Annotated in this window: 21 protein-coding genes; all 21 read left to right on the top strand. The window is 48.6% G+C overall.

Features of this window, described 5'->3' with window-relative positions; all coding sequences use genetic code 11:
- Positions 1-873 carry a hypothetical protein gene (locus DEP07_RS21545; RefSeq protein WP_122966751.1) on the top strand — a complete coding sequence of 291 codons (873 nt, stop codon included), beginning with the start codon at positions 1-3 and terminating at the stop codon, positions 871-873.
- On the top strand, positions 870-1658 hold the full coding sequence (locus tag DEP07_RS21540; protein WP_122966750.1) for an SAF domain-containing protein: 789 nt from the start codon (positions 870-872) through the stop codon (positions 1656-1658). Before DEP07_RS21545 ends, DEP07_RS21540 begins: the two co-directional genes overlap by 4 nt.
- Positions 1655-2773 (top strand): hypothetical protein, encoded by a 1119-nt coding sequence (locus DEP07_RS21535; protein WP_122966749.1) that lies wholly within the window; start codon positions 1655-1657, stop codon positions 2771-2773. The genes DEP07_RS21540 and DEP07_RS21535 overlap by 4 nt, the downstream gene beginning before the upstream one ends.
- Positions 2773-4122 carry an ATPase, T2SS/T4P/T4SS family gene (locus DEP07_RS21530; RefSeq protein WP_122966748.1) on the top strand — a complete coding sequence of 450 codons (1350 nt, stop codon included), beginning with the start codon at positions 2773-2775 and terminating at the stop codon, positions 4120-4122. Before DEP07_RS21535 ends, DEP07_RS21530 begins: the two co-directional genes overlap by 1 nt.
- Entirely contained in the window at positions 4119-5018 is a 900-nt protein-coding gene (locus DEP07_RS21525) for a hypothetical protein (protein WP_122966747.1), read from the top strand. Before DEP07_RS21530 ends, DEP07_RS21525 begins: the two co-directional genes overlap by 4 nt.
- A gap of 83 nt (positions 5019-5101) precedes the next feature.
- On the top strand, positions 5102-5857 hold the full coding sequence (locus DEP07_RS21520) for a type II secretion system F family protein (RefSeq protein WP_287102994.1): 756 nt from the start codon (positions 5102-5104) through the stop codon (positions 5855-5857).
- A gap of 15 nt (positions 5858-5872) precedes the next feature.
- Positions 5873-6019: a hypothetical protein gene (locus DEP07_RS21515; protein WP_167470396.1), complete on the top strand. Its 147-nt coding sequence runs from the start codon at positions 5873-5875 to the stop codon at positions 6017-6019.
- Between the two features lie 37 nt (positions 6020-6056).
- The gene (locus DEP07_RS21510) at positions 6057-6257 is read left to right on the top strand and encodes a hypothetical protein (RefSeq protein ID WP_005831465.1); all 201 of its coding nucleotides are present in this window, start codon (positions 6057-6059) and stop codon (positions 6255-6257) included.
- Between the two features lie 251 nt (positions 6258-6508).
- Positions 6509-6832, top strand: a complete 324-nt coding sequence (locus DEP07_RS21505; RefSeq protein ID WP_281869335.1) for a hypothetical protein — start codon at positions 6509-6511, stop codon at positions 6830-6832.
- Between the two features lie 4 nt (positions 6833-6836).
- Complete coding sequence (locus DEP07_RS21500) at positions 6837-6989, top strand: hypothetical protein (protein WP_274874678.1); 153 nt, start codon at positions 6837-6839, stop codon at positions 6987-6989.
- Positions 6989-7405, top strand: a complete 417-nt coding sequence (locus DEP07_RS21495; RefSeq protein WP_287102993.1) for a hypothetical protein — start codon at positions 6989-6991, stop codon at positions 7403-7405. The genes DEP07_RS21500 and DEP07_RS21495 overlap by 1 nt, the downstream gene beginning before the upstream one ends.
- A gap of 177 nt (positions 7406-7582) precedes the next feature.
- A complete protein-coding gene (locus tag DEP07_RS21490) occupies positions 7583-8095 on the top strand; it encodes a hypothetical protein (RefSeq protein WP_287102992.1) in 513 nt (170 codons plus the stop codon).
- 232 nt (positions 8096-8327) lie between these two features.
- On the top strand, positions 8328-8669 hold the full coding sequence (locus tag DEP07_RS21485) for a DUF3870 domain-containing protein (protein WP_063227500.1): 342 nt from the start codon (positions 8328-8330) through the stop codon (positions 8667-8669).
- A 199-nt stretch (positions 8670-8868) separates the two neighbouring features.
- Positions 8869-9807: an ABC transporter permease gene (locus DEP07_RS21480; RefSeq protein ID WP_063227499.1), complete on the top strand. Its 939-nt coding sequence runs from the start codon at positions 8869-8871 to the stop codon at positions 9805-9807.
- 26 nt (positions 9808-9833) lie between these two features.
- A complete protein-coding gene (locus tag DEP07_RS21475; RefSeq protein ID WP_370641100.1) occupies positions 9834-10721 on the top strand; it encodes an ABC transporter permease in 888 nt (295 codons plus the stop codon).
- A 5-nt stretch (positions 10722-10726) separates the two neighbouring features.
- On the top strand, positions 10727-11752 hold the full coding sequence (locus tag DEP07_RS21470) for an ABC transporter ATP-binding protein (protein ID WP_122966741.1): 1026 nt from the start codon (positions 10727-10729) through the stop codon (positions 11750-11752).
- A gap of 122 nt (positions 11753-11874) precedes the next feature.
- On the top strand, positions 11875-13533 hold the full coding sequence (locus tag DEP07_RS21465; protein WP_287102991.1) for a peptide ABC transporter substrate-binding protein: 1659 nt from the start codon (positions 11875-11877) through the stop codon (positions 13531-13533).
- Between the two features lie 148 nt (positions 13534-13681).
- Positions 13682-14776, top strand: a complete 1095-nt coding sequence (locus tag DEP07_RS21460) for a dipeptide epimerase (protein WP_122966739.1) — start codon at positions 13682-13684, stop codon at positions 14774-14776.
- Between the two features lie 2 nt (positions 14777-14778).
- Entirely contained in the window at positions 14779-15696 is a 918-nt protein-coding gene (locus DEP07_RS21455; RefSeq protein ID WP_287102990.1) for a C40 family peptidase, read from the top strand.
- A 25-nt stretch (positions 15697-15721) separates the two neighbouring features.
- Positions 15722-16681: an ABC transporter ATP-binding protein gene (locus tag DEP07_RS21450; RefSeq protein WP_122966737.1), complete on the top strand. Its 960-nt coding sequence runs from the start codon at positions 15722-15724 to the stop codon at positions 16679-16681.
- Positions 16682-16933: 252 nt separating this feature from the next.
- Positions 16934-17878, top strand: coding sequence for a sigma-70 family RNA polymerase sigma factor (locus DEP07_RS21445; RefSeq protein ID WP_122966736.1), 945 nt, complete (start codon positions 16934-16936; stop codon positions 17876-17878).
- Positions 17879-17996 lie beyond the last annotated feature (118 nt).

Genomic DNA, 17996 nt, shown 5'->3' with positions numbered 1-17996 from the left:
ATGTTTCACCAAGTGAGCCGTTTCGTCTCCAGGTTCCGTGATTTGGAACAGCAGGATTTTACGAATACGACTGAGGAAGAACGGCAATGGAGGCTGCTCAAAGAAAAACTGACTTTACCCGATGTACCAGAACCATTAGAGACGGTCACTCGGAAATGTATTGCGGTAACAAGTTTATATCCGCAGGCAGGCGCCAGTTTTATCGCTGGCAACGTCGCTTACGCCTGGGCCGCAAAAGGAATACCCGTTACACTCTGCGAACTGCCCAACCATACTTCTTACTTTTACTTCGCTCTTGATTACGAACGCAGGGTTCGATCATTCAAGAATTTATCTCCGACATCATTGATCCTTATGCAAAATAATCAACTTCGCATCCAGATCGAAACTCCTTCTCATGTTCATCCAGAATCTTCTCAAATCGATATAGCCAGTTGGATACTCCGACTGAACAAAGAAAGCTCGATTGTATTCATAGATGTATCTTCTAATTGGAATAAAAACGAGGCAAAACAGATTTTTGAGCTGGCCGATGAAATTTGGGTTGTTTTAGACGCGGATATTGCTCGTCTCACTCGGTTATTTTTGATCGAATCAGTTCCAGGCTGGTGGCTATCTGGAAAAAACAAAGTGAAAATCATCGCCAACAAATGGAACGCGCAACTCGCCCGGACCACTGTGTTGAAAAAAGTAGAGGGTACTCTGTCCCTCTGGGGTACAAGTTCTTCGCAAGTAGACTATCAAGTTCCGCTCATTGATCAGGAAAAGGCTGCTGCGGCACATGTAAAAGCCAATTTTTTACTAGAGCTTTTCCCGGAGGAGGAAAGTGAGTTTCAATCCCTGATGCATGTTCATAAAGGAAGGATGCTATGAAAAAGCAAACCATGATTGTGATATGCCTGATTTCATTACTCCTGGCAGGCTCGTCATTTTATGCAGCGACACAGTATATTGACGCGCTGGCGACAGAAAAACTGTTTGCGCCAGTTGTTAAAGTAGCTGCGGGAAAAGAAATTGCCCCTTTTGAGCCGATTACGGAGAATGACGTGGTGCTCGTACAAGAAGAAGTCGATGAAATTTTACCTGAATCTGCGCGTGCGTTGAGTGATGTGATTGGAAAAAAGAGCACGCAAACCATTTATCAAGGTGAACAATTGCTAACGAACAAATTGACTGATTCACAGCTTTTGCCCGGGAAAGGTGAAGCCCGTTATGAGTTTCCGCTGCTTTCTATCCAACCTCTTACAGAACTGCGTAAGGGGGACCGTGTGAAAATCTGGGTCAAATACAAGAATTTCGCCGAATTACAGGATTACCCTGAACCGGCCCAATTCAAAAAGACCAATGATACTGCAGACCTCCTTTTCGAAAGCCAATTAGCCAGCGTGAGGGATAGCAATGGTTCCGAAATCTATACTTTGAAGCCGAACTTGCTTCCCTCTCCGGATCAGATGGACGCCGTATTTCATGGAGCGGGGAAAAAGACTCAGCCTGCCAATGAAAAAAGATACTACGACTATCGCGTACAGCCTACATCACTGCCTGCTTTTCTAGGATTTAATTTGACGGATCAAGAGTACGTGATCCTGAATGAAGCAATGACATACGGCATGCTTCAGGTTGGACATATTATGGTTTCAAAGGAGCAAGCATCATGAAAATATTAGTTTGTTATCCAATGAAGTCGTTAGCCAAAACGTACATGCCAACATCAAGCGAGTTATTGGTGGCTGAATCAGCAGAGGAATTTCCTCGCCTTGTTCGTCTTTATCAGCCAGATGCAACAGTGGTTTTTTCCGAAATGTTTACGAGTCCATCCTGGGAATGGCTTCCATCCGTGAGAACCATGCTTCCTGACGATTCCCTGCTAATCATCGTTCCGTTGTACCGGGATGAAGCAATCATTGCCAAAGTCTCGGAGGAGCTTGGACTTGAAAGGGTGTATCTCCTTTCTGCTCAGCTTTCACAGGAAGAGATTCGGGATAATATCAGCATGATTTTAGGTTTTATGAATGAAAGGCAGAAAAATGAGGATCAGGCAAGGTCAGGGCAAGTATTCGCTTTAATGAGTTTTGGGGCTTCTGGGATCACTACGTTTTGCATCAATTATCCGATTTTGCTAGCCAGACAAAACCCGACGAAAAGCATTGCTGTTCTGGACATGAATACCGAGAAGCCGGACTTAACCCGCTTTTTCAAGCTTCAACAGCATCAGCTGTCCTTGTTTCGACCAGACTTAATGGATCTGCAGACAGCGAAAAGGCGTAACTGGCGCACGGCTTGCAAGCAAAGCGTTCATTTGCCCAACTTGTACTACGCTCATGCCGCCAGCAGATGGAGGAGTGCTGAGGTAAGCAACATGATTGCGGCGTTTCGTGTGCAATTCGACTACATTTACGTTGATTGGGGCTATTGCTTTCCAGAGTCGGAAGCCATGCAGCGGCTGCTTTATACGGCTGATCGGAATCTGTTATTTGTACGCGCAGACCCTTTCAGTATTGAGAACGCCAAAGAGTGGCTGAAACAATGGCGAGAAAAAGAAGTGCATTGCGAGGTTTTGTTAAGTCATCAAGAGCCTGGTCAGCCATTTCGAATCGGGGAGGATATCCCGGTCTACGGCGTAGTTCCTCACATATCTTCAAGCAGGCTGATGCAATCCCAGCGGAGCCGCAGCGTGCTCATTGAAGAGCTGTTTCCTCCGAAATCGTACGTAAGCAGCCTCAAAGAACTGGCAAAGGCTGACCACATTGAAAAAAGTGCGGTGTACAACTGATGAGCGCGATCGAATTAAACAGGGGGACGCAGAGTCTGCACAGCATAGAGGATATTAAGCAAGCAGCCCGGGATTACTTAAATCATTTTGGCAAAACTCGTGAAGAGAAGCTGGAAATGCAGCATATTCTTTCTCTGGCCGAACAAGGAGATCGTGATAGCCATAACCATATTATTTTACGATTGCAGCATTATTTTGAAGAAGTAGTCAAACGGCCGATTGTTGAAGAAATTTTGCCGCATGTCAATGGATACGAAGGTCTTGTATTTGCAACTTACGGCTGGGGAATCTTGGATGCCGTTCTGCATCTGTCTCCGTGGGTCGAAGAGGTGCGAATATCTGCCAATCGAAAAGTCGCATATCTGGAGCAGGGGATCAAAAAATTTCTTTCCTACACGCCTACCTGGAAAGAAGTTGAGATGCTCCAACAAAAATTGACGAATGCCGCGGGGCTGTCATTTAACGAGAAAAAACCTCGTTTAAGCGGGTATCTCCAAGCTTTGCAAGCACGCCTGACCATGTTTACTTTTCCTTACTCCAGAGTGCCTACCATTCTTGTAAGACGCTTTACAACTCCTTCCTTCTCACTTGAGCAGCTACGCTTGCAGTCTCAACCCACCTTTGATGAACCTGTGCAATGGCTGCTCGAACAGCAAGTACGGGGGAGGGCAAACGTTCTCGTTATTGGTCCGATGGCTGCTGGAAAAACGACCTTGATGATGTGCATGTTGAAGCTGAAAGATCCGTCTACAGAGTACATCACTATTTTCGAAAGTGAGCATGAGATGCGGTTCGCTGATATATGGCCAGGAGAAGTAATTGAACTGCAAAACGTCGAGGAGATCGGCATTGATTTGGGTAGCTGCTTTAAAGACATGTATCGGTCCACAGCCAACACGATTTTAATTGGAGAAATACGAGAGCCGATAGAAGCCTACCACTTTGTTAATGCGGGAATTAGGGGCACAGATGCGACGATTGCAGCGATGCATGAACGTTTTCCTCATAAAGCTTTGCATGACTTGACTGACCTGGTGTATCAATACGGTGGTCGCAGTATCGAGTTGACGCAAGAGCGGATTAGCAGAGCCGTTAATTTTGTAAATTCACTGACCTACCGAAATAACGGCCATCGCTTCATTGATGCTATTCACGCCACTGATTGGAACGACACTTTCAATCGTGTAGAATCAATCCCTTTGGTCAGCCGCAATGTACATACGGGTGTCTACGAATGGACAGGAAGACAACTGAACCCTCATTTGGTCGAGTACATGTGCTGCGTAGGAAAAGCGGATTTGGGAGTATTGAAGGAACTACGTCTGACAGATATGGGCAGGATGCTATGACATATTTGCTGCTTGTGCCGATGGTCGTCTGCCTGTTTGTTGGATTTATGTTTATGGGCAACTATTTTTATCACACTTGGACTACTCCCCGGGTTTTATTCCCGCGTACGGTTGCAGTCTGGAGAGAAAAATTTATGCAACACGCAACCAGGCGGTTGTTGTATGAGCGGTATGACCGCTGGTGTCAAATCGGTGGGGGAACGCCAGAGGCTCATCTTGTACTTTCCTTGATTGGCAGTGTTGCAGGCTTTATGTCGGGTATTTTGTTGGGCAATCTGATTGTCTCTTTATCTTTGTTTCTCTTGTTTCTGTTGATGCCTACGCTGTTGCTGTACGCTCGCTATACAGTGCGAATCAATAAGAAAATAAAATCCTTTTGCCGATTTGTCGAGCTTTTTGCCCGCTATTACAACAGCCGTAAAAATATTGTTCTGACATTCCGGGAGATGATCGAAGAATGCCCCAAAGAACTGTTGCCGGAGTTACTCCTGCTGAATAACAATCTCGCAGATGGGGGCGATCCCATCTTGGCGATAGAACGTTTTGCACAAAGACTGAGTCATCCGTGGGCATTTGATTTTGCTATGTATATATCCAGTGGATTAGAAGGAGAGACAGAGGATATACAAATTCCGCTCAATCGATTGACGAATGAAATGTTCGTTCAACAGGACGAGAAGCACGAGCGGGACAGTGAAATTTACTCCATATGGATTAGTTTGATCATCGTTATTGCCATTTGTATCTGCCTGATTCCATACAACCAAAGCTTGCTGAAAGATTCGTACAGGCTCTATTTTTACACGCTTGATGGACAATCTATTTTAGCGCTTGCGGTAACAGTTTGGTCGTTCTCGATCCTGCTAGCATTCATATGGGGGAGGCGATACCGATAATGCAGTTGCTTGTCATGTAAACATGGTTGGGGTCAGGCTCCATTTTTATGTTCCTTGCAGCGTTTTTCGTTGGAAAGTATTTGGTGCAAGGCACAAAACCAGCGCTATTCATCTCTGCAAAGTGGTGGCGAAGGTGGGAGAGTACGGTAGCGTCCAAGGAAGACGATGACTGGGAGCAACTGTTGAATCGCGCGGGCAGGCCATTTGGCTGGGGAAAAGCAGAGTGGTTGTTTGCACAATTAGTATGCGGGAGCGCTGTCTGCATGATGGTGCTTGTATGGGTCATTGTCTGCCGCGTAGAGTCATTCCCCTTTTTATCGATTTGTATTGCTTCAGGTTGTGGCTACTTGTTCCCATATCTGGCGTTGAAAATGTGGGCGGGGAATCGCGAGGATATGCTGAGTACCGATATTGCACGATTCATCAACCGTTATGTGACGTTGCTGGAGAATCAGGTGCCTATCTACAATGCCATGGTGAAAGCCGCAAGACCTACCCGGAAGTTGAAAGAGTATATACCGACATTGTCCGAGTGGAATAAAGACCCTGATGAAGCGCTGGAAAACTTCAAACGCCGATTAGGGGTCGACGATGGAATTATACTCGTCTCAAGCATGCGCACTATTGAGCAACTAAGCGCCGGACAAGTCAGTGTGACGATGCAGCGAATGGAGTGGGCTGTTGATCAGCGCAGAATGTTTCGCCATCGCAAAAAAATCAAATCGCTCGGTATCGGCTACAGTGTTATCGTCTATCCGGCTTTTTACATGGGGCTGTTAGTCGCGATGTTTCCCTGGTACAAGCTGCTTACGGAAATTTTAAGCAAGTATTTGCTCTAGAGGGAGGCTAAATGTTTGACCAAGCTGCTGTCCATTATCATGTGCATCGTATTCACTTTGGGAATCATTGTGTCGAGCCTCTCGCAGATTAATTCAGCGGTCGTTCAAGACGGCGGATTGCGCGATCGAGCTGTCCAGTGGATCGATAAAGCGATACCTTGATCATTTCATTTCTAGAAGAGAAAAGGAGAGTGCAATTATGTCAAAAATGTTTTTTATCTTTCTTGCATGCGTGATGGTTTTGGGGATTGGCGTCAGCTCTTACGGAAACGAATTGTCGCCCGCTGCCAATGATTCTGCCGAAAGCATCAACCGTTCCATTACCTCGCTTAATTACGACACGCGAAATGAAAACATCAACTTCAAGATGCAAAACGGCACGGCATATACGTCCAACTGATGCTGCACCATCATGTCTTTCTCGTCATTATTGTCATGGTAGGGAGTCTGTGCGCGTTCATCTGGAATCTGCATCCAGAAGAGCAGCTACATGAGACACAACAGGAAAGGGTGTATCGAGCTACGACGTTTATCTTTCATTAAAAGAAAACGGTCGCCTCGGAAGAGATGGTTAAAACTAAAGTATTTCTCGTATGTATGATAACGCTGCTTTTCGTGATTTCCGGCGTGGGAGCGTATCATTTGTACGCAATGGAGAGAGCCATTGCGCGCAGTATTTATGCAGATGTGCTTGACGATATGCAGGATATCGGCTACCTCAATCAAGCGTTGGCCGACTATTATACCAATAAAATGGCTGGACTTGGCTGGGACGTTTCTATCGATGTGTTTGCGGGCAGTTGGCCGCGAGGGGAAGGAGAGCGGGCACGCAAAGAGAGAAAAGAGTCTGTCACACTCGCTATGAAAGTTACTCCGTCAAACGTGGCAAAGTGGTTGAATGCACTTGTAGAAGGAGATACAGCTTTTTCGTTTACAGGAAGCCGTCCCTCCGAATATTTTGACCCGGGGTGGTAGTCGCGTGAACAAAATGATCAGTATGTTGGTGTTGCTTGTTCTCGTCTTGCCTTTGACGATTGGAGTGCTTTTTACAGGGCCAGGCAATATCATGTCTGCTTGCCAACAGTTTTTCGGTGACTTGCTTGTGCAAGTGACGAGATTTGGTGCGACCTGATGGGACAGTTTGTTGCGGTTATTCTCAATATCATGCTGCTGTTGCTGGTGACGATTGGGTTGTTGCAGACTCATGTTGTCGTGCAGACGGAAAATGAATTGATGGAAGTCAGCGCTGTGGCGGTGAAGTACATTAGCAATCATGGAGGAAGCAATGAAGGAGCGCTTCAGGAAGAAGTGCGATCGATTATATCACGGGAGCTTGTGGAAAAGCGGTTCTCCTTGTCGGAACAGGAGATGTCTGTTCGTGTCACGCGCACTCATTCGGCCGATCCTGTCTTATGGAGCCATGCAGACGAGTTTTCTCTGGTCTTGACCATTCCATATCCTGGTTTTACGTCATGGATTCCCGGGCCTGCCGATACTTTACAGGTCACGCGTCAAGGGACGATTAACGTCATGGACTACGATTTGTAACGGGCTAGGGCACGTAGTCCAAGTGATAATCATCCACACAAAAAAAGCTAAAGAAGTTAATGAAAAAAGAAAATAACAACGTAGGAGGATAATTGTACGGGCATCAATCTTTTATCTATATCAGCAATCCTGCTTTTTTTGCTGATGGGTACATATGTTGTCGATGCGGATTTGGCCATGCAGAAAAAAACAGAGGTCAAAATGCTTTTGGAGTTGGCGAATCACCACGCAACGTTTGCTGTTGACCCGGTACTCAAGACAGAGGGCGTAATTGATCTTGTAGAAGAAGAGGCAATGCAGCGGTTTGATCGCAGGATGAGCGAAAATGGCGGTTATGCGCGGCAGCAAAAAACATATGTTCCAGGGGAGCAAGGCGTGACGAACGCTCCGATTCATTTTGTGCGTCATTACGTTGATTTTCGTAACTGGCGGCAGGACTTGCATCTGTTGCTGCAATACAACGGAGAAAGCCTCGTGCCAGTGAGTGCAACTCCCGGGGCTGTCCGGCAGAGCGGCGGGCAACTGCTGATCACGGTCCTGACCGAACGCGGAGATCGTTTGCAAATGGCTCCGAAAACGATGATTGGACCGTCGCATATCATGGTGGCTTATGTGGATGAAAAGCCATTCTTGCCAATGCTTCCAGGGCATGCTTTTCCCGTCGTTTCTGTCGAAGAAGTGAAGTTTTAGCAAAATTAAAGTTTTATTAAACCTGAAAAATAACCTCCGATTTTCAGTCTGCGTGCATTATACGAACATATTCACCAAACAAACGAAAGATTAGTCAGACTTATTTACAAATTGCGAATTTGTCTGGTACTATGTAAGAAAGTGCTTAGCCAGCTTGCGATTGTAAGGAGGTAGCACTCCAAACGTCCCGCATGGCCGGCCCGTTAAGCATAGTAAAAGCGGGGTTTTCCACTTGTTTGATAAGGATACCATTTATATCGTAGGTGACGCGCAATCTTCGTCCAACAATCCGATTACGCAGCAGTTCAGCGCCTTCTTTATTGGGCTTGTCGTTGACACTACCAACGACAAAATCGTAGATGCGGCTTGTTCGTCTACGGTGCAGCTGACGTCTGATTTTGCCCGATCCATTTTTATCGGTCATTCCATCTTTGCGTCGGAGGCGATTGGGGAAGAAATTCGCTATCGATATTTTGGATCTTCGCAAAAGACATTGATTGCTGCCTTCAAGGATGCACAGAAGAAGTACAAACAAGCTGTTTCCACGAGAAGTAAAGCAGAAGTCACCAAGTGAATTGAATACACACAAGCTGCTTTATTTATTCGTATGCACGGCATACACGTAAGTAAAACCCAGCAAATGCCATGATAATCGCGCATTTGCTGGGTTTTTTGCTTATACGGAAAGGAAAGACATTTTCCAACCGGGATGCGAACGACAGCTTTTTGCCCATCAACCTTTTTGCCGGATTTTGATTAAAGGAGGAGATTCCTTGCTATCTTTTGTCTTCCGCAGATTCATCTCCATGATCGTTACGTTGTGGCTCATTATTACCGTTACTTTTTTTCTGATGCATGCTGTGCCCGGATCTCCTTTTGAAAAAGAGGGAAAAGCGCTGAACGAGACCGTGGCGCAAAATCTCAACGCTTACTACAACCTGGATAAGCCGCTCTTTGTCCAATACGGTCTGTATTTGCAAAAGCTGGTGCAATTTGATTTGGGGCCATCTACTGCGAACAGTGCGGATACCGTCAACAAAATGATTGCTCGCGGTTTTCCGGTTTCGTTTCAACTCGGACTGATTGCTGTTCTCTTTGCGATTATTTCAGGAGTAGGGCTGGGCGTGATTGCCGCATTGCGCCACAACCGTTTGATCGATTACGCAGCGATGATCATTGCGGTTCTCGGGATATCCATACCGAGCTTCGTAGTTGCGCCTTTGCTGATCAAGTATTTGGCGGTGGAGTGGAAGCTTCTCCCGACAGCGACTTGGGGCAGCTGGCAGCACGTAGTTATGCCGGCACTGGCGCTGGCGTTTGGCCCGATTGCGATTATTGCCCGCCTGACGCGTACGAACATGCTGGAGGTATTGACGCAGGAGTATATCGAGACGGCCAAAGCAAAAGGATTAAAGCCTGCGACAATCGTGATCAAGCATGCATTGCGCAACGCCATTTTGCCTGTCGTCACCTTGCTGGGGGCGCTGATCGCCAATGTTTTGACGGGGAGCTTTGTCATTGAAAAAATCTTTGCCATTCCCGGCATGGGCAAGTATTTCGTGGCGGGCATCATCAACCGCGACTATTCCGTGATCATGGGAACTACTGTGTTCTACAGCGCCCTCTTGATTTTCTTGATGTTCGTCGTCGATGTTTTGTACGGCATTATTGATCCGCGAATCAAGCTGCATCGAAAGGAGAGCGAAGGATGATCGTTTCTGACGACTTGTTTATTCCAATGCGCAAAGACAACCTCAATTCGGAAGCGATTGTGCGACCTCAACTGACATTTTGGCAGGGAGCCTGGCAGAGACTGAAAGGGAACAAGCTTGCGTTGATGGGACTCGTCATCATTATTGTTCTCGGGGTTATGGCAACGATCGGTCCGATGATTTCAGGACATGAATACTCCAAGCAATCAATAATCATGAAAAATAAAGCGCCGTCTGGGACGTACTGGTTTGGTACGGACGATTTCGGGCGCGATGTGTTCACCCGCGTATGGTACGGGGCGCGCATTTCCTTGTTCGTTGGTTTCATGGCAGCACTGATCGACTTTTTTATCGGTGTCTTGTATGGCGGTATCGCTGGGTATATGGGAGGCCGGGTCGATAACATCATGATGCGCTTCGTCGATATCCTGTATGGATTGCCCTATTTGTTGGTCGTTATTTTGCTGATGGTCGTTATGGGACCTGGGCTTGGCACGATTATCATCGCTTTGAGCGCGACTGGCTGGATTGGGATGGCCCGTACCGTGCGCGGTCAGGTGCTTCAGATGAAAAACTCGGAGTACGTGCTGGCGGCAAAAACGATGGGAGCGAAGCCTTTTTACATCATTCGCAAACACCTTTTGCCGAATACAATAGGCATCATTATTGTCTATGTCACTTTGTCTGTTCCATCCGCGATCTTTGGGGAAGCGTTCCTCAGCTTTCTCGGCTTGGGCGTGCAGGCTCCGATGGCGAGTTGGGGCGTGATGGCCAATGACGGACTCTCGACGATTTTGTCAGGGCATTGGTGGAGGCTCTTTTTCCCGGCTTTCTTCATTTCATTGACGATGCTTGCGTTCAACGTGCTCGGTGATGGATTGCGCGATGCGTTCGATCCTAAGGCAAGGAGGTAGACGGCATGGACAAAACGGAAAAATTGCTGGAGGTAAGCGGTCTGCGTGTCACGTTCAAGACGCACGGCGGGGAAGTGAATGCGGTTCGTGATGTGAGCTTTTCCATGAACAAAGGGGAGACGCTTGCCATCGTCGGAGAGTCTGGCTGTGGCAAAAGCGTTACGGCCAAGAGCATCATGCGGCTGATTCCGGAGCATATCGGAAAAATTGCTGGTGGCAGCGTCATGTTCAAAGGCAAAGATTTGGCAAAGCTGCCGGAAAAAGAAATGCGCGAGATACGCGGAAAAGAAATCTCCATGATCTTTCAGGATGCGATGACCTCGCTCAATCCGACCATTTCCATCGGCGAGCAGATCATGGAAGGAATCATTCGCCATCAAAAAGTCGGCAAGAGCGAAGCGCGGCGGCAAGCTGTCGAGATTTTGACGCTGGTGGGGATCGCCAACCCGGAAAGCCGTCTGAAGCAGTACCTGCATCAATTCAGCGGCGGGATGCGCCAGCGGATCATGATTGCCATAGCGCTTGTCTGTAGACCTTCTATTCTCATTGCGGATGAGCCTACGACCGCGCTCGACGTGACCATCCAGGCGCAAATCATTGACCTGTTCAAAAGCATTCAGCAAAAAACAGGTGTATCTATCATCATCATTACGCATGATCTGGGCGTAGTCGCCAAAATCGCGGATCGAGTCAACGTCATGTACGCGGGAAAAGTGGTCGAGTCTGGACCTGTGCAAGATATTTTCTACAATCCACAGCATCCGTACACAAAAGGACTGCTTGCTTCCATGCCGCGGCTGGACGCGGATCGCTCCATACCGCTCAGCCCAATTCCAGGAACGCCGCCCGATTTGTTTGCGCCGCCGCTCGGTTGTGCGTTTGCTGCTCGTTGCGACTATGCGCTGGAAGTTTGCCGGAATTATCAGCCAGCCGAGTCGAATGTCCACGGCAAGCACTCGGTATCCTGTTGGCTGCAAGATCCGCGAGCGAAAAAAATGCTGGCCGCCATGCAGGCTCCTACAGGAACCTAACGAGCACAGCTACAGGCATGGGCGCATGGGCAAAAGAGTTGGTTATCTGGTGTAAAAGAGGGTGTCGTCTATCGGCGCTATCCTTTTACGACATATAAAAAAATCATAAGGGGGAAGAAACAGTGAAAAAACTATCGACTATTTTGCTTTCCGCTTCGCTTGCTGTTTCCATGTTCGTAACCGGGTGTAGTTCGGGTCAAGCGCCAGCGAACAATGAATCGGCACCACTGGCGACCAACAACCAGCAGACTCCTGCACCGGGAGATCAGGCAGCCAAGCTTTTGCTTTTGAACAACATCAAGGAGCCTACCTCGCTCGACCCGCCAGTCGGCTTTGACGAGCCATCCTACAACATTTTGAACAACTTGATGGAAGGTTTGACGCGACTGGATGAGAACCAGAAGCCTCAGCCTGCGGCAGCTTCCGAGTGGAAAGTTTCCGAGGATGGCAAGACATATACGTTCACCTTGCGCGATAACAAATGGAGCAACGGCGAGCCGGTAAAGGCGCAAGACTTTGAATACGCCTGGAAACGCATGCTCGACCCGGCGCTGGCATCTCCAGCTGCCTTCCTCGCTTTCATTATCGAAGGGGCCGAAGCGTACAACAGCGGAAAAGGTCCTGTAGACGGTGTGAAAGTAAAAGCGTTGGATGATAAGACACTGGAAGTTGTTTTGGCACAGCCAGCTTCCTGGACATTGCTTCTCGCTTCTAATCCGGCGTTCTTCCCGGTTCACAAGGCGACGGTGGAAAAAGATCCAAAATGGGCTGCCGAAGCGAGCACTTTTGTGGGCAACGGGCCGTTCAAGCTGACCGAGTGGAAGCATGACAGCGAATTGAAAATGATGAAAAGCGAGAACTACTGGGATGCGGCAAACGTAACGTTGCCGGGCGCTGTCTGGAAAATGATCGATGATGAAAATACCGAGTACCAAATGTTCACGAATGAAGAGCTGCACAGAACCACAACCGTTCCGGCGGATATGGCTGACCAGTTGTTCAAAGATGGCAAAGTATACGTAAAAGATGGCGCAGGCACAGAGTTCTACCGTTTCAACGTGACAAAAGAGCCGTTTGACAACGTCAACATTCGCAAAGCGTTCAGCTTGGCAATTGACCGTCAAACATTGGTAGACCTCGTGTTGATGCGCCAGCAAAAACCGGGAACCGGATTCGTTTCCTTCGGCTTGCCAGACGCCAACGGTTCGGGCGATTTCCGTCAAGTGGGCGGAGACTTGGTGAAGTTCGATGCCGCTGAAGCGAAAAAGCTGCTGGAGCAAGGCATGAAGGAAAAAGGCTATACTCAGCTGCCAGAAGTAACGCTCACTTACCGCAGCGGAACAGCCAACGAAAAAACAGCTCAAGCAGCGCAAGAAATGTGGAAGCAAAATCTGGGCGTAGATGTGAAGCTGCAAAAAGTAGAAGGAAAAGTTTTGACCGATATGCAAAAACAGCTGCAATATCAAATTGCCCGTTCCTCCTGGTTGCCTGACTTTGGAGATGCGATCAACTTCCTGGACATCTTCCAGTCGAAGAACGGCAGCAACCGCACTGGATGGGGCAATCCTGAATACGACAAGCTGATTGAAGGCGCGTACAAAGAGCCAGACGATGCCAAACGTTTGCAAATGCTGCACGACGCCGAGAAAATCTTGCTGAACGAAGCGCCAGTAGCGCCGCTGTACTTCTACAACACATCGCTGCTCACCAGCGACAAAGTCAGCGGAATCCAAAGCTCGTCGCTCAGCTATACCGATTTGCGAAAAGCAGTCGTGAAGTAAAACATGCTTGCCGGGAGAAGTCATTTCAGGCGGATGAAATGACTCTCCCCCTTTTTTGCCGAATGTTTTAATAATGCTATAATTTAGTTTGATTCAACGAAAAAAATAGATAAAGCAAGCATGCGTGCTAGAAAAGATGGAGGAAAACATGATTATTCAAGCCATCGAAGTGAAGAGAATCTCTGTACCTTTGAAAAAGCCTTTTAAAACAGCTTTGCGCACGGTGAACAGTCTGGAATCTGTCTTGGTGAAAATCACTTGCGACAACGGAATGGTAGGGTGGGGAGAGGCTTCTGCTACTGTCGTCATTACCGGCGACAGCATCGAAAGCATCGAATCTGCCATCATGAACACGATGAAGCCGCAATTGATCGGTCTGAATTTGCTTGCTTACGAACGAGTATTTCAAACTTTGCATCAATCGATGGTAGGGAATACAAGCGCGAAGGCAGCAGTTGATATTGCGCTGTACGATTTGATTTCCCAACGGGCGGGAATGCCGCTGTACCAGTTTCTCGGAGGCTATCGCGACCAGTTGGAAACGGACTATACTGTCAGCGTCAATTCGCCAAAAGAGATGGGCGAAGATGCGGCTGCTTATTTGAACCAAGGCTTTAACGTTTTGAAAATTAAGGTGGGCAAGGACAACATCGAGGATGATATTTTGCGTATCCAGGAGATTCGCAAATCCGTGGGCAATCAGGTGAAAATTCGTCTTGATGCCAACCAGGGATGGAATGTGAAAGAAGCGGTTCAATCCATTCGCAAAATGGAGGACATGGGGCTTGGCATCGAACTGATTGAACAGCCTGTAAAAGCTCACGATCTGGAAGGCTTGAAGCGGGTTACGGATTCGGTGGATACGCCGATCATGGCTGACGAAAGTGTATTTTCGCCGGCGCAGGCGTTGCAAGTTTTGCAAAACCGGGCAGCTGACATGATTAACATCAAGCTGATGAAGGCGGGCGGCATTTTCAAAGCGCAATTGATCAACCAATTGGCCGAAGAACACGGTATTCCATGCATGGTTGGCAGCATGATCGAATCGCGGTTGGCTGTTTCGGCGGCAGCGCATTTTGCAGCCAGCAAGAAAAATATTACCCGCTTTGACTTCGACGCACCGCTCATGCTTCTGCATGATGGCATCGATGGTGCTGTGACTTACGATGGCCGTGTGATGACGATGCCGGATGCGCCGGGGCTGGGCATTCGTTCGATCCGTTTGTGGGAAGGGGAAGAGTGAAAATGAAACCAGCAATCGTCTCCGTGTCCGTCGCAACTGTATGGACGAAGCCCGAATCTCCCCGTGACATCGACCAGGCGGCTCTCGTTGTTCCGGTTGATGCGCGCGGTTGGCTTGATTCGCTGACCGTTGAGGAAAAGCTCGGCTTTTATGACAACAACGCGATCCAGACGCAAGTTTTGTTCGGCACTCGCGTAGAAGTAGTGGAAGAGCAGGGCGATTGGGCGCACATTTTGATTCCTGACCAGACGACCAGCAAAAACGAAACGGGCTATCCCGGTTGGGTGCCGTCGCGCCAGCTCAGTCCGTGGTCTGCCGCCTTTGCTGTGCAGGATGGACAAAATTTGGCGATGGTTACAGCGGCGTTTACCCATTTGCATTCCACAGAGCAGGAGCCGGGGATCGAGCTTGCTTTCTTGACGAAGCTGCCGCTCGTAGAAGACGGTTCCGAGTGGGTGAAAGTAGCAGTGCCGAACGGCGAAGCTCTTTTGCCAAAAGCGGATGTCGCCATTGTGCGGGCAAACGAGCCGATCGAACTGACCGGAAATCGCGGCGAGGCCATTGTGGAGTCGGGCAAGCGCTTCCTCGATCTGCATTATTTGTGGGGCGGCATGTCGTCATATGGATATGACTGCTCCGGCTTTGCCTACAATATGCACCGCTCTGTCGGCATTCAAATTCCGCGCGATGCTTCTGATCAGGCCAGAGCCGGGGAATTGATTGAAAAAGCCGATTTGCTCCCGGGTGACCTGCTGTTTTTTGCCTATGAAGAAGGAAGAGGCAGAGTCCATCACGTCGGCATTTATATCGGCAACGGGGAAATGATCCATTCACCGGATTCGCGAAGCGCCATCGAGATCGTCAAGCTCGACAGCTACAAGCTGAAAAAGGAACATGCGATCTCCAGACGATACTGGTAAAAGGATAACGGGGAGGAGTAGCCAGATGGAAAGAAAAAAGCTGGTCCAGGTAAGAAACCTGACAAAAACCTTTGCGCTTGGCAAAGGGCTCTCACTGAAGGCGGCTGACGACGTCTCCTTTGACATTTACGAAGGGGAGACGTTTGGACTGGTAGGCGAATCTGGCTGCGGAAAATCAACGACTGGCCGTACGATTATCGGCTTGTATCAACCGACCTCCGGCGAGGTGCTGTTTGACGGGCTGAACGTACACAAAGCTTCTGCTGCCGATCGAGGCAAGATTACGAAAAACATTCAGATGATTTTTCAGGACCCGTACGCGTCGCTGAATCCGCGGATGAATATCGCCGAAATTATCGGAGAAGGTCTGCAATTGAACGGGCTTTACAAGGGGAAAGAGCGGATGAAGCGGGTCGTCGAGCTGCTGGAGATGGTGGGCCTGCAAAAGGAGCATGCGAACCGTTTTCCGCATGAGTTCAGCGGCGGGCAGCGCCAGCGGATCGGAATTGCCCGCGCACTTGCCGTCAATCCGAAGTTCGTTATCGCAGATGAGCCGATTTCGGCCCTCGATGTATCGGTTCAGGCACAGGTTGTGAATTTGATGAAAAATTTGCAGCGGGAGCAAAACTTGACGTATTTGTTTATCGCCCACGATCTTGCCATGGTTAAACATATCAGCGACAGGATCGGTGTGATGTACCTGGGCAACATGGTAGAAATGAGTACCAGCGAAAAGTTGTATGAGTCTCCCAAGCATCCGTATACGCAGGCGTTGCTGTCGGCTATTCCTGTTCCCGATCCAGACCTGGAGAAAAACCGCGAGCGGAAGATTATCGAAGGCGACGTGCCCAGTCCGATCAATCCGCCCAGCGGCTGTGTGTTCCGTACGCGTTGCCCTGTCGCGACAGAGGTTTGCGCCCAGAAAAAGCCTGTGTGGCAAGAAGTGGACACCAACCATTTTGCTGCCTGTCATCTTTATCAGTAAAGTACAGACTCCTTTTACACTATTCGACATGATTCTTCAGCCGTCCCGCATTCAGGGATGGCTTTTTTGTCGACCAGGCTCGCCTCTATATTAAGGAAGGTTTACAAACAACGCATAAAGGGGAGAACTGTTAATATTCTGTAAACTGGCAGGAATCAAACAAGTTTTGTCGAAATACGGTTACAGTAAACAACTTCGTAAACTCGCCTAACTTCATCGTGAACTCCCATTCCAGAGAAGTGAGGGTTGCATATGACTTTGAGTACCTCCTCATTCCATTCCACTCCCAGTCGTTGGCGGGAAGTAGAAACACAGCTGGGGATCGTGGTGCCCAGATCGCTTCGGTCTGACACGTCCGCCTTGCTGTTTTTGGAAAGCGTCGCTGCAACACCCATGTTGGACAAAGAAGAAGAGTTGGCTTGCCTGGTTCGCTATCAGAAGCATGGCGACATGGAGGCACGTGAAACGATTGTTCGCGCCTATTTGCGCTACGTTGTCAGTACAGCCTTGCGCCATTTGAGAAGAGGCATGCCGTTCCTGGACCTGATTCAGGAAGGTACGATTGGTTTGTTTACCGCCATAGACAAATTTGATGTGGGACGCGGCGTACGTCTCTATCATTACTCGCACTGGTGGATTTCCCAGGCGATCACCCGCGCAATCAATGACAAAGGTGCGTTGATTCGCATTCCTGTCCACATGCATGAGCAAATTCGCCAGTATCAAAAGCAAGTGTTGCATCTGATTCACGCGTTGAACCGGACGCCGGATCGACACGAAATTGCCGGACTGCTCGACATTCCACTGGAAAAGGTCGATGCAATCGAGCAGGCGTTGATGATGAAAATGGAGTCGATTGATGCCGAACTGGACAGCGAAAAATGGCTGGCGGAGCATGAGGACGAGTGTCTGAGCTACGCTGAAATCATGGACGATGGATTGTCCTCGCTGGATGACTGGATTGAAAAGGTGGACTTGCGTTCCCAGATGCATGCAGCGCTGGAGCGGCTTAGCCCGCGGGCACAAGAGATTATCTCCATGCGCTACGGTCTGTATGATGACCATGTGTACACGCTGGAGGAAGTAGGCAAAATGTTTGGCCTGACCCGCGAACGAATCCGCCAGATTGAAGCGACGACGATTGACCGATTGCGAACGCAAAAAGCGTCGAAAGTTCTGAAAGACTATCTGACTTGATGTCATTACCGACCCCTTCTACTACTGGAAGGGGTTTTGCTTTTGCGATCGTCTGCAAGTGTTCGTTTAGCCAGTGGAAAGCGCGTACGTCTGGCTTCTTGTGGTAAACTGATAAAGA

The organism is Brevibacillus sp. (assembly GCF_003521185.1).
In the GTDB taxonomy this organism is placed as follows: Bacteria; Bacillota; Bacilli; order Brevibacillales; family Brevibacillaceae; genus Brevibacillus; species Brevibacillus parabrevis.
Note: the sequence above shows the minus strand (reverse complement) of the source record. Positions and strands in the feature narration are given on the sequence as shown.

What these genes read in the sequence shown, in the direction of transcription:
- DEP07_RS21545 (WP_122966751.1), top strand. Translation starts at nt 1, where the DNA reads ATGTTTCACCAAGTGAGCCGTTTCGTCTCCAGGTTCCGTGATTTGGAA.
- DEP07_RS21540 (WP_122966750.1), top strand. Translation starts at nt 870, where the DNA reads ATGAAAAAGCAAACCATGATTGTGATATGCCTGATTTCATTACTCCTG.
- DEP07_RS21535 (WP_122966749.1), top strand. Translation starts at nt 1,655, where the DNA reads ATGAAAATATTAGTTTGTTATCCAATGAAGTCGTTAGCCAAAACGTAC.
- DEP07_RS21530 (WP_122966748.1), top strand. Translation starts at nt 2,773, where the DNA reads ATGAGCGCGATCGAATTAAACAGGGGGACGCAGAGTCTGCACAGCATA.
- DEP07_RS21525 (WP_122966747.1), top strand. Translation starts at nt 4,119, where the DNA reads ATGACATATTTGCTGCTTGTGCCGATGGTCGTCTGCCTGTTTGTTGGA.
- DEP07_RS21510 (WP_005831465.1), top strand. Translation starts at nt 6,057, where the DNA reads ATGTCAAAAATGTTTTTTATCTTTCTTGCATGCGTGATGGTTTTGGGG.
- DEP07_RS21505 (WP_281869335.1), top strand. Translation starts at nt 6,509, where the DNA reads ATGGAGAGAGCCATTGCGCGCAGTATTTATGCAGATGTGCTTGACGAT.
- DEP07_RS21495 (WP_287102993.1), top strand. Translation starts at nt 6,989, where the DNA reads ATGGGACAGTTTGTTGCGGTTATTCTCAATATCATGCTGCTGTTGCTG.
- DEP07_RS21490 (WP_287102992.1), top strand. Translation starts at nt 7,583, where the DNA reads ATGCAGAAAAAAACAGAGGTCAAAATGCTTTTGGAGTTGGCGAATCAC.
- DEP07_RS21475 (WP_370641100.1), top strand. Translation starts at nt 9,834, where the DNA reads ATGCGCAAAGACAACCTCAATTCGGAAGCGATTGTGCGACCTCAACTG.
- DEP07_RS21470 (WP_122966741.1), top strand. Translation starts at nt 10,727, where the DNA reads ATGGACAAAACGGAAAAATTGCTGGAGGTAAGCGGTCTGCGTGTCACG.
- DEP07_RS21460 (WP_122966739.1), top strand. Translation starts at nt 13,682, where the DNA reads ATGATTATTCAAGCCATCGAAGTGAAGAGAATCTCTGTACCTTTGAAA.
- DEP07_RS21455 (WP_287102990.1), top strand. Translation starts at nt 14,779, where the DNA reads ATGAAACCAGCAATCGTCTCCGTGTCCGTCGCAACTGTATGGACGAAG.
- DEP07_RS21450 (WP_122966737.1), top strand. Translation starts at nt 15,722, where the DNA reads ATGGAAAGAAAAAAGCTGGTCCAGGTAAGAAACCTGACAAAAACCTTT.
- DEP07_RS21445 (WP_122966736.1), top strand. Translation starts at nt 16,934, where the DNA reads ATGACTTTGAGTACCTCCTCATTCCATTCCACTCCCAGTCGTTGGCGG.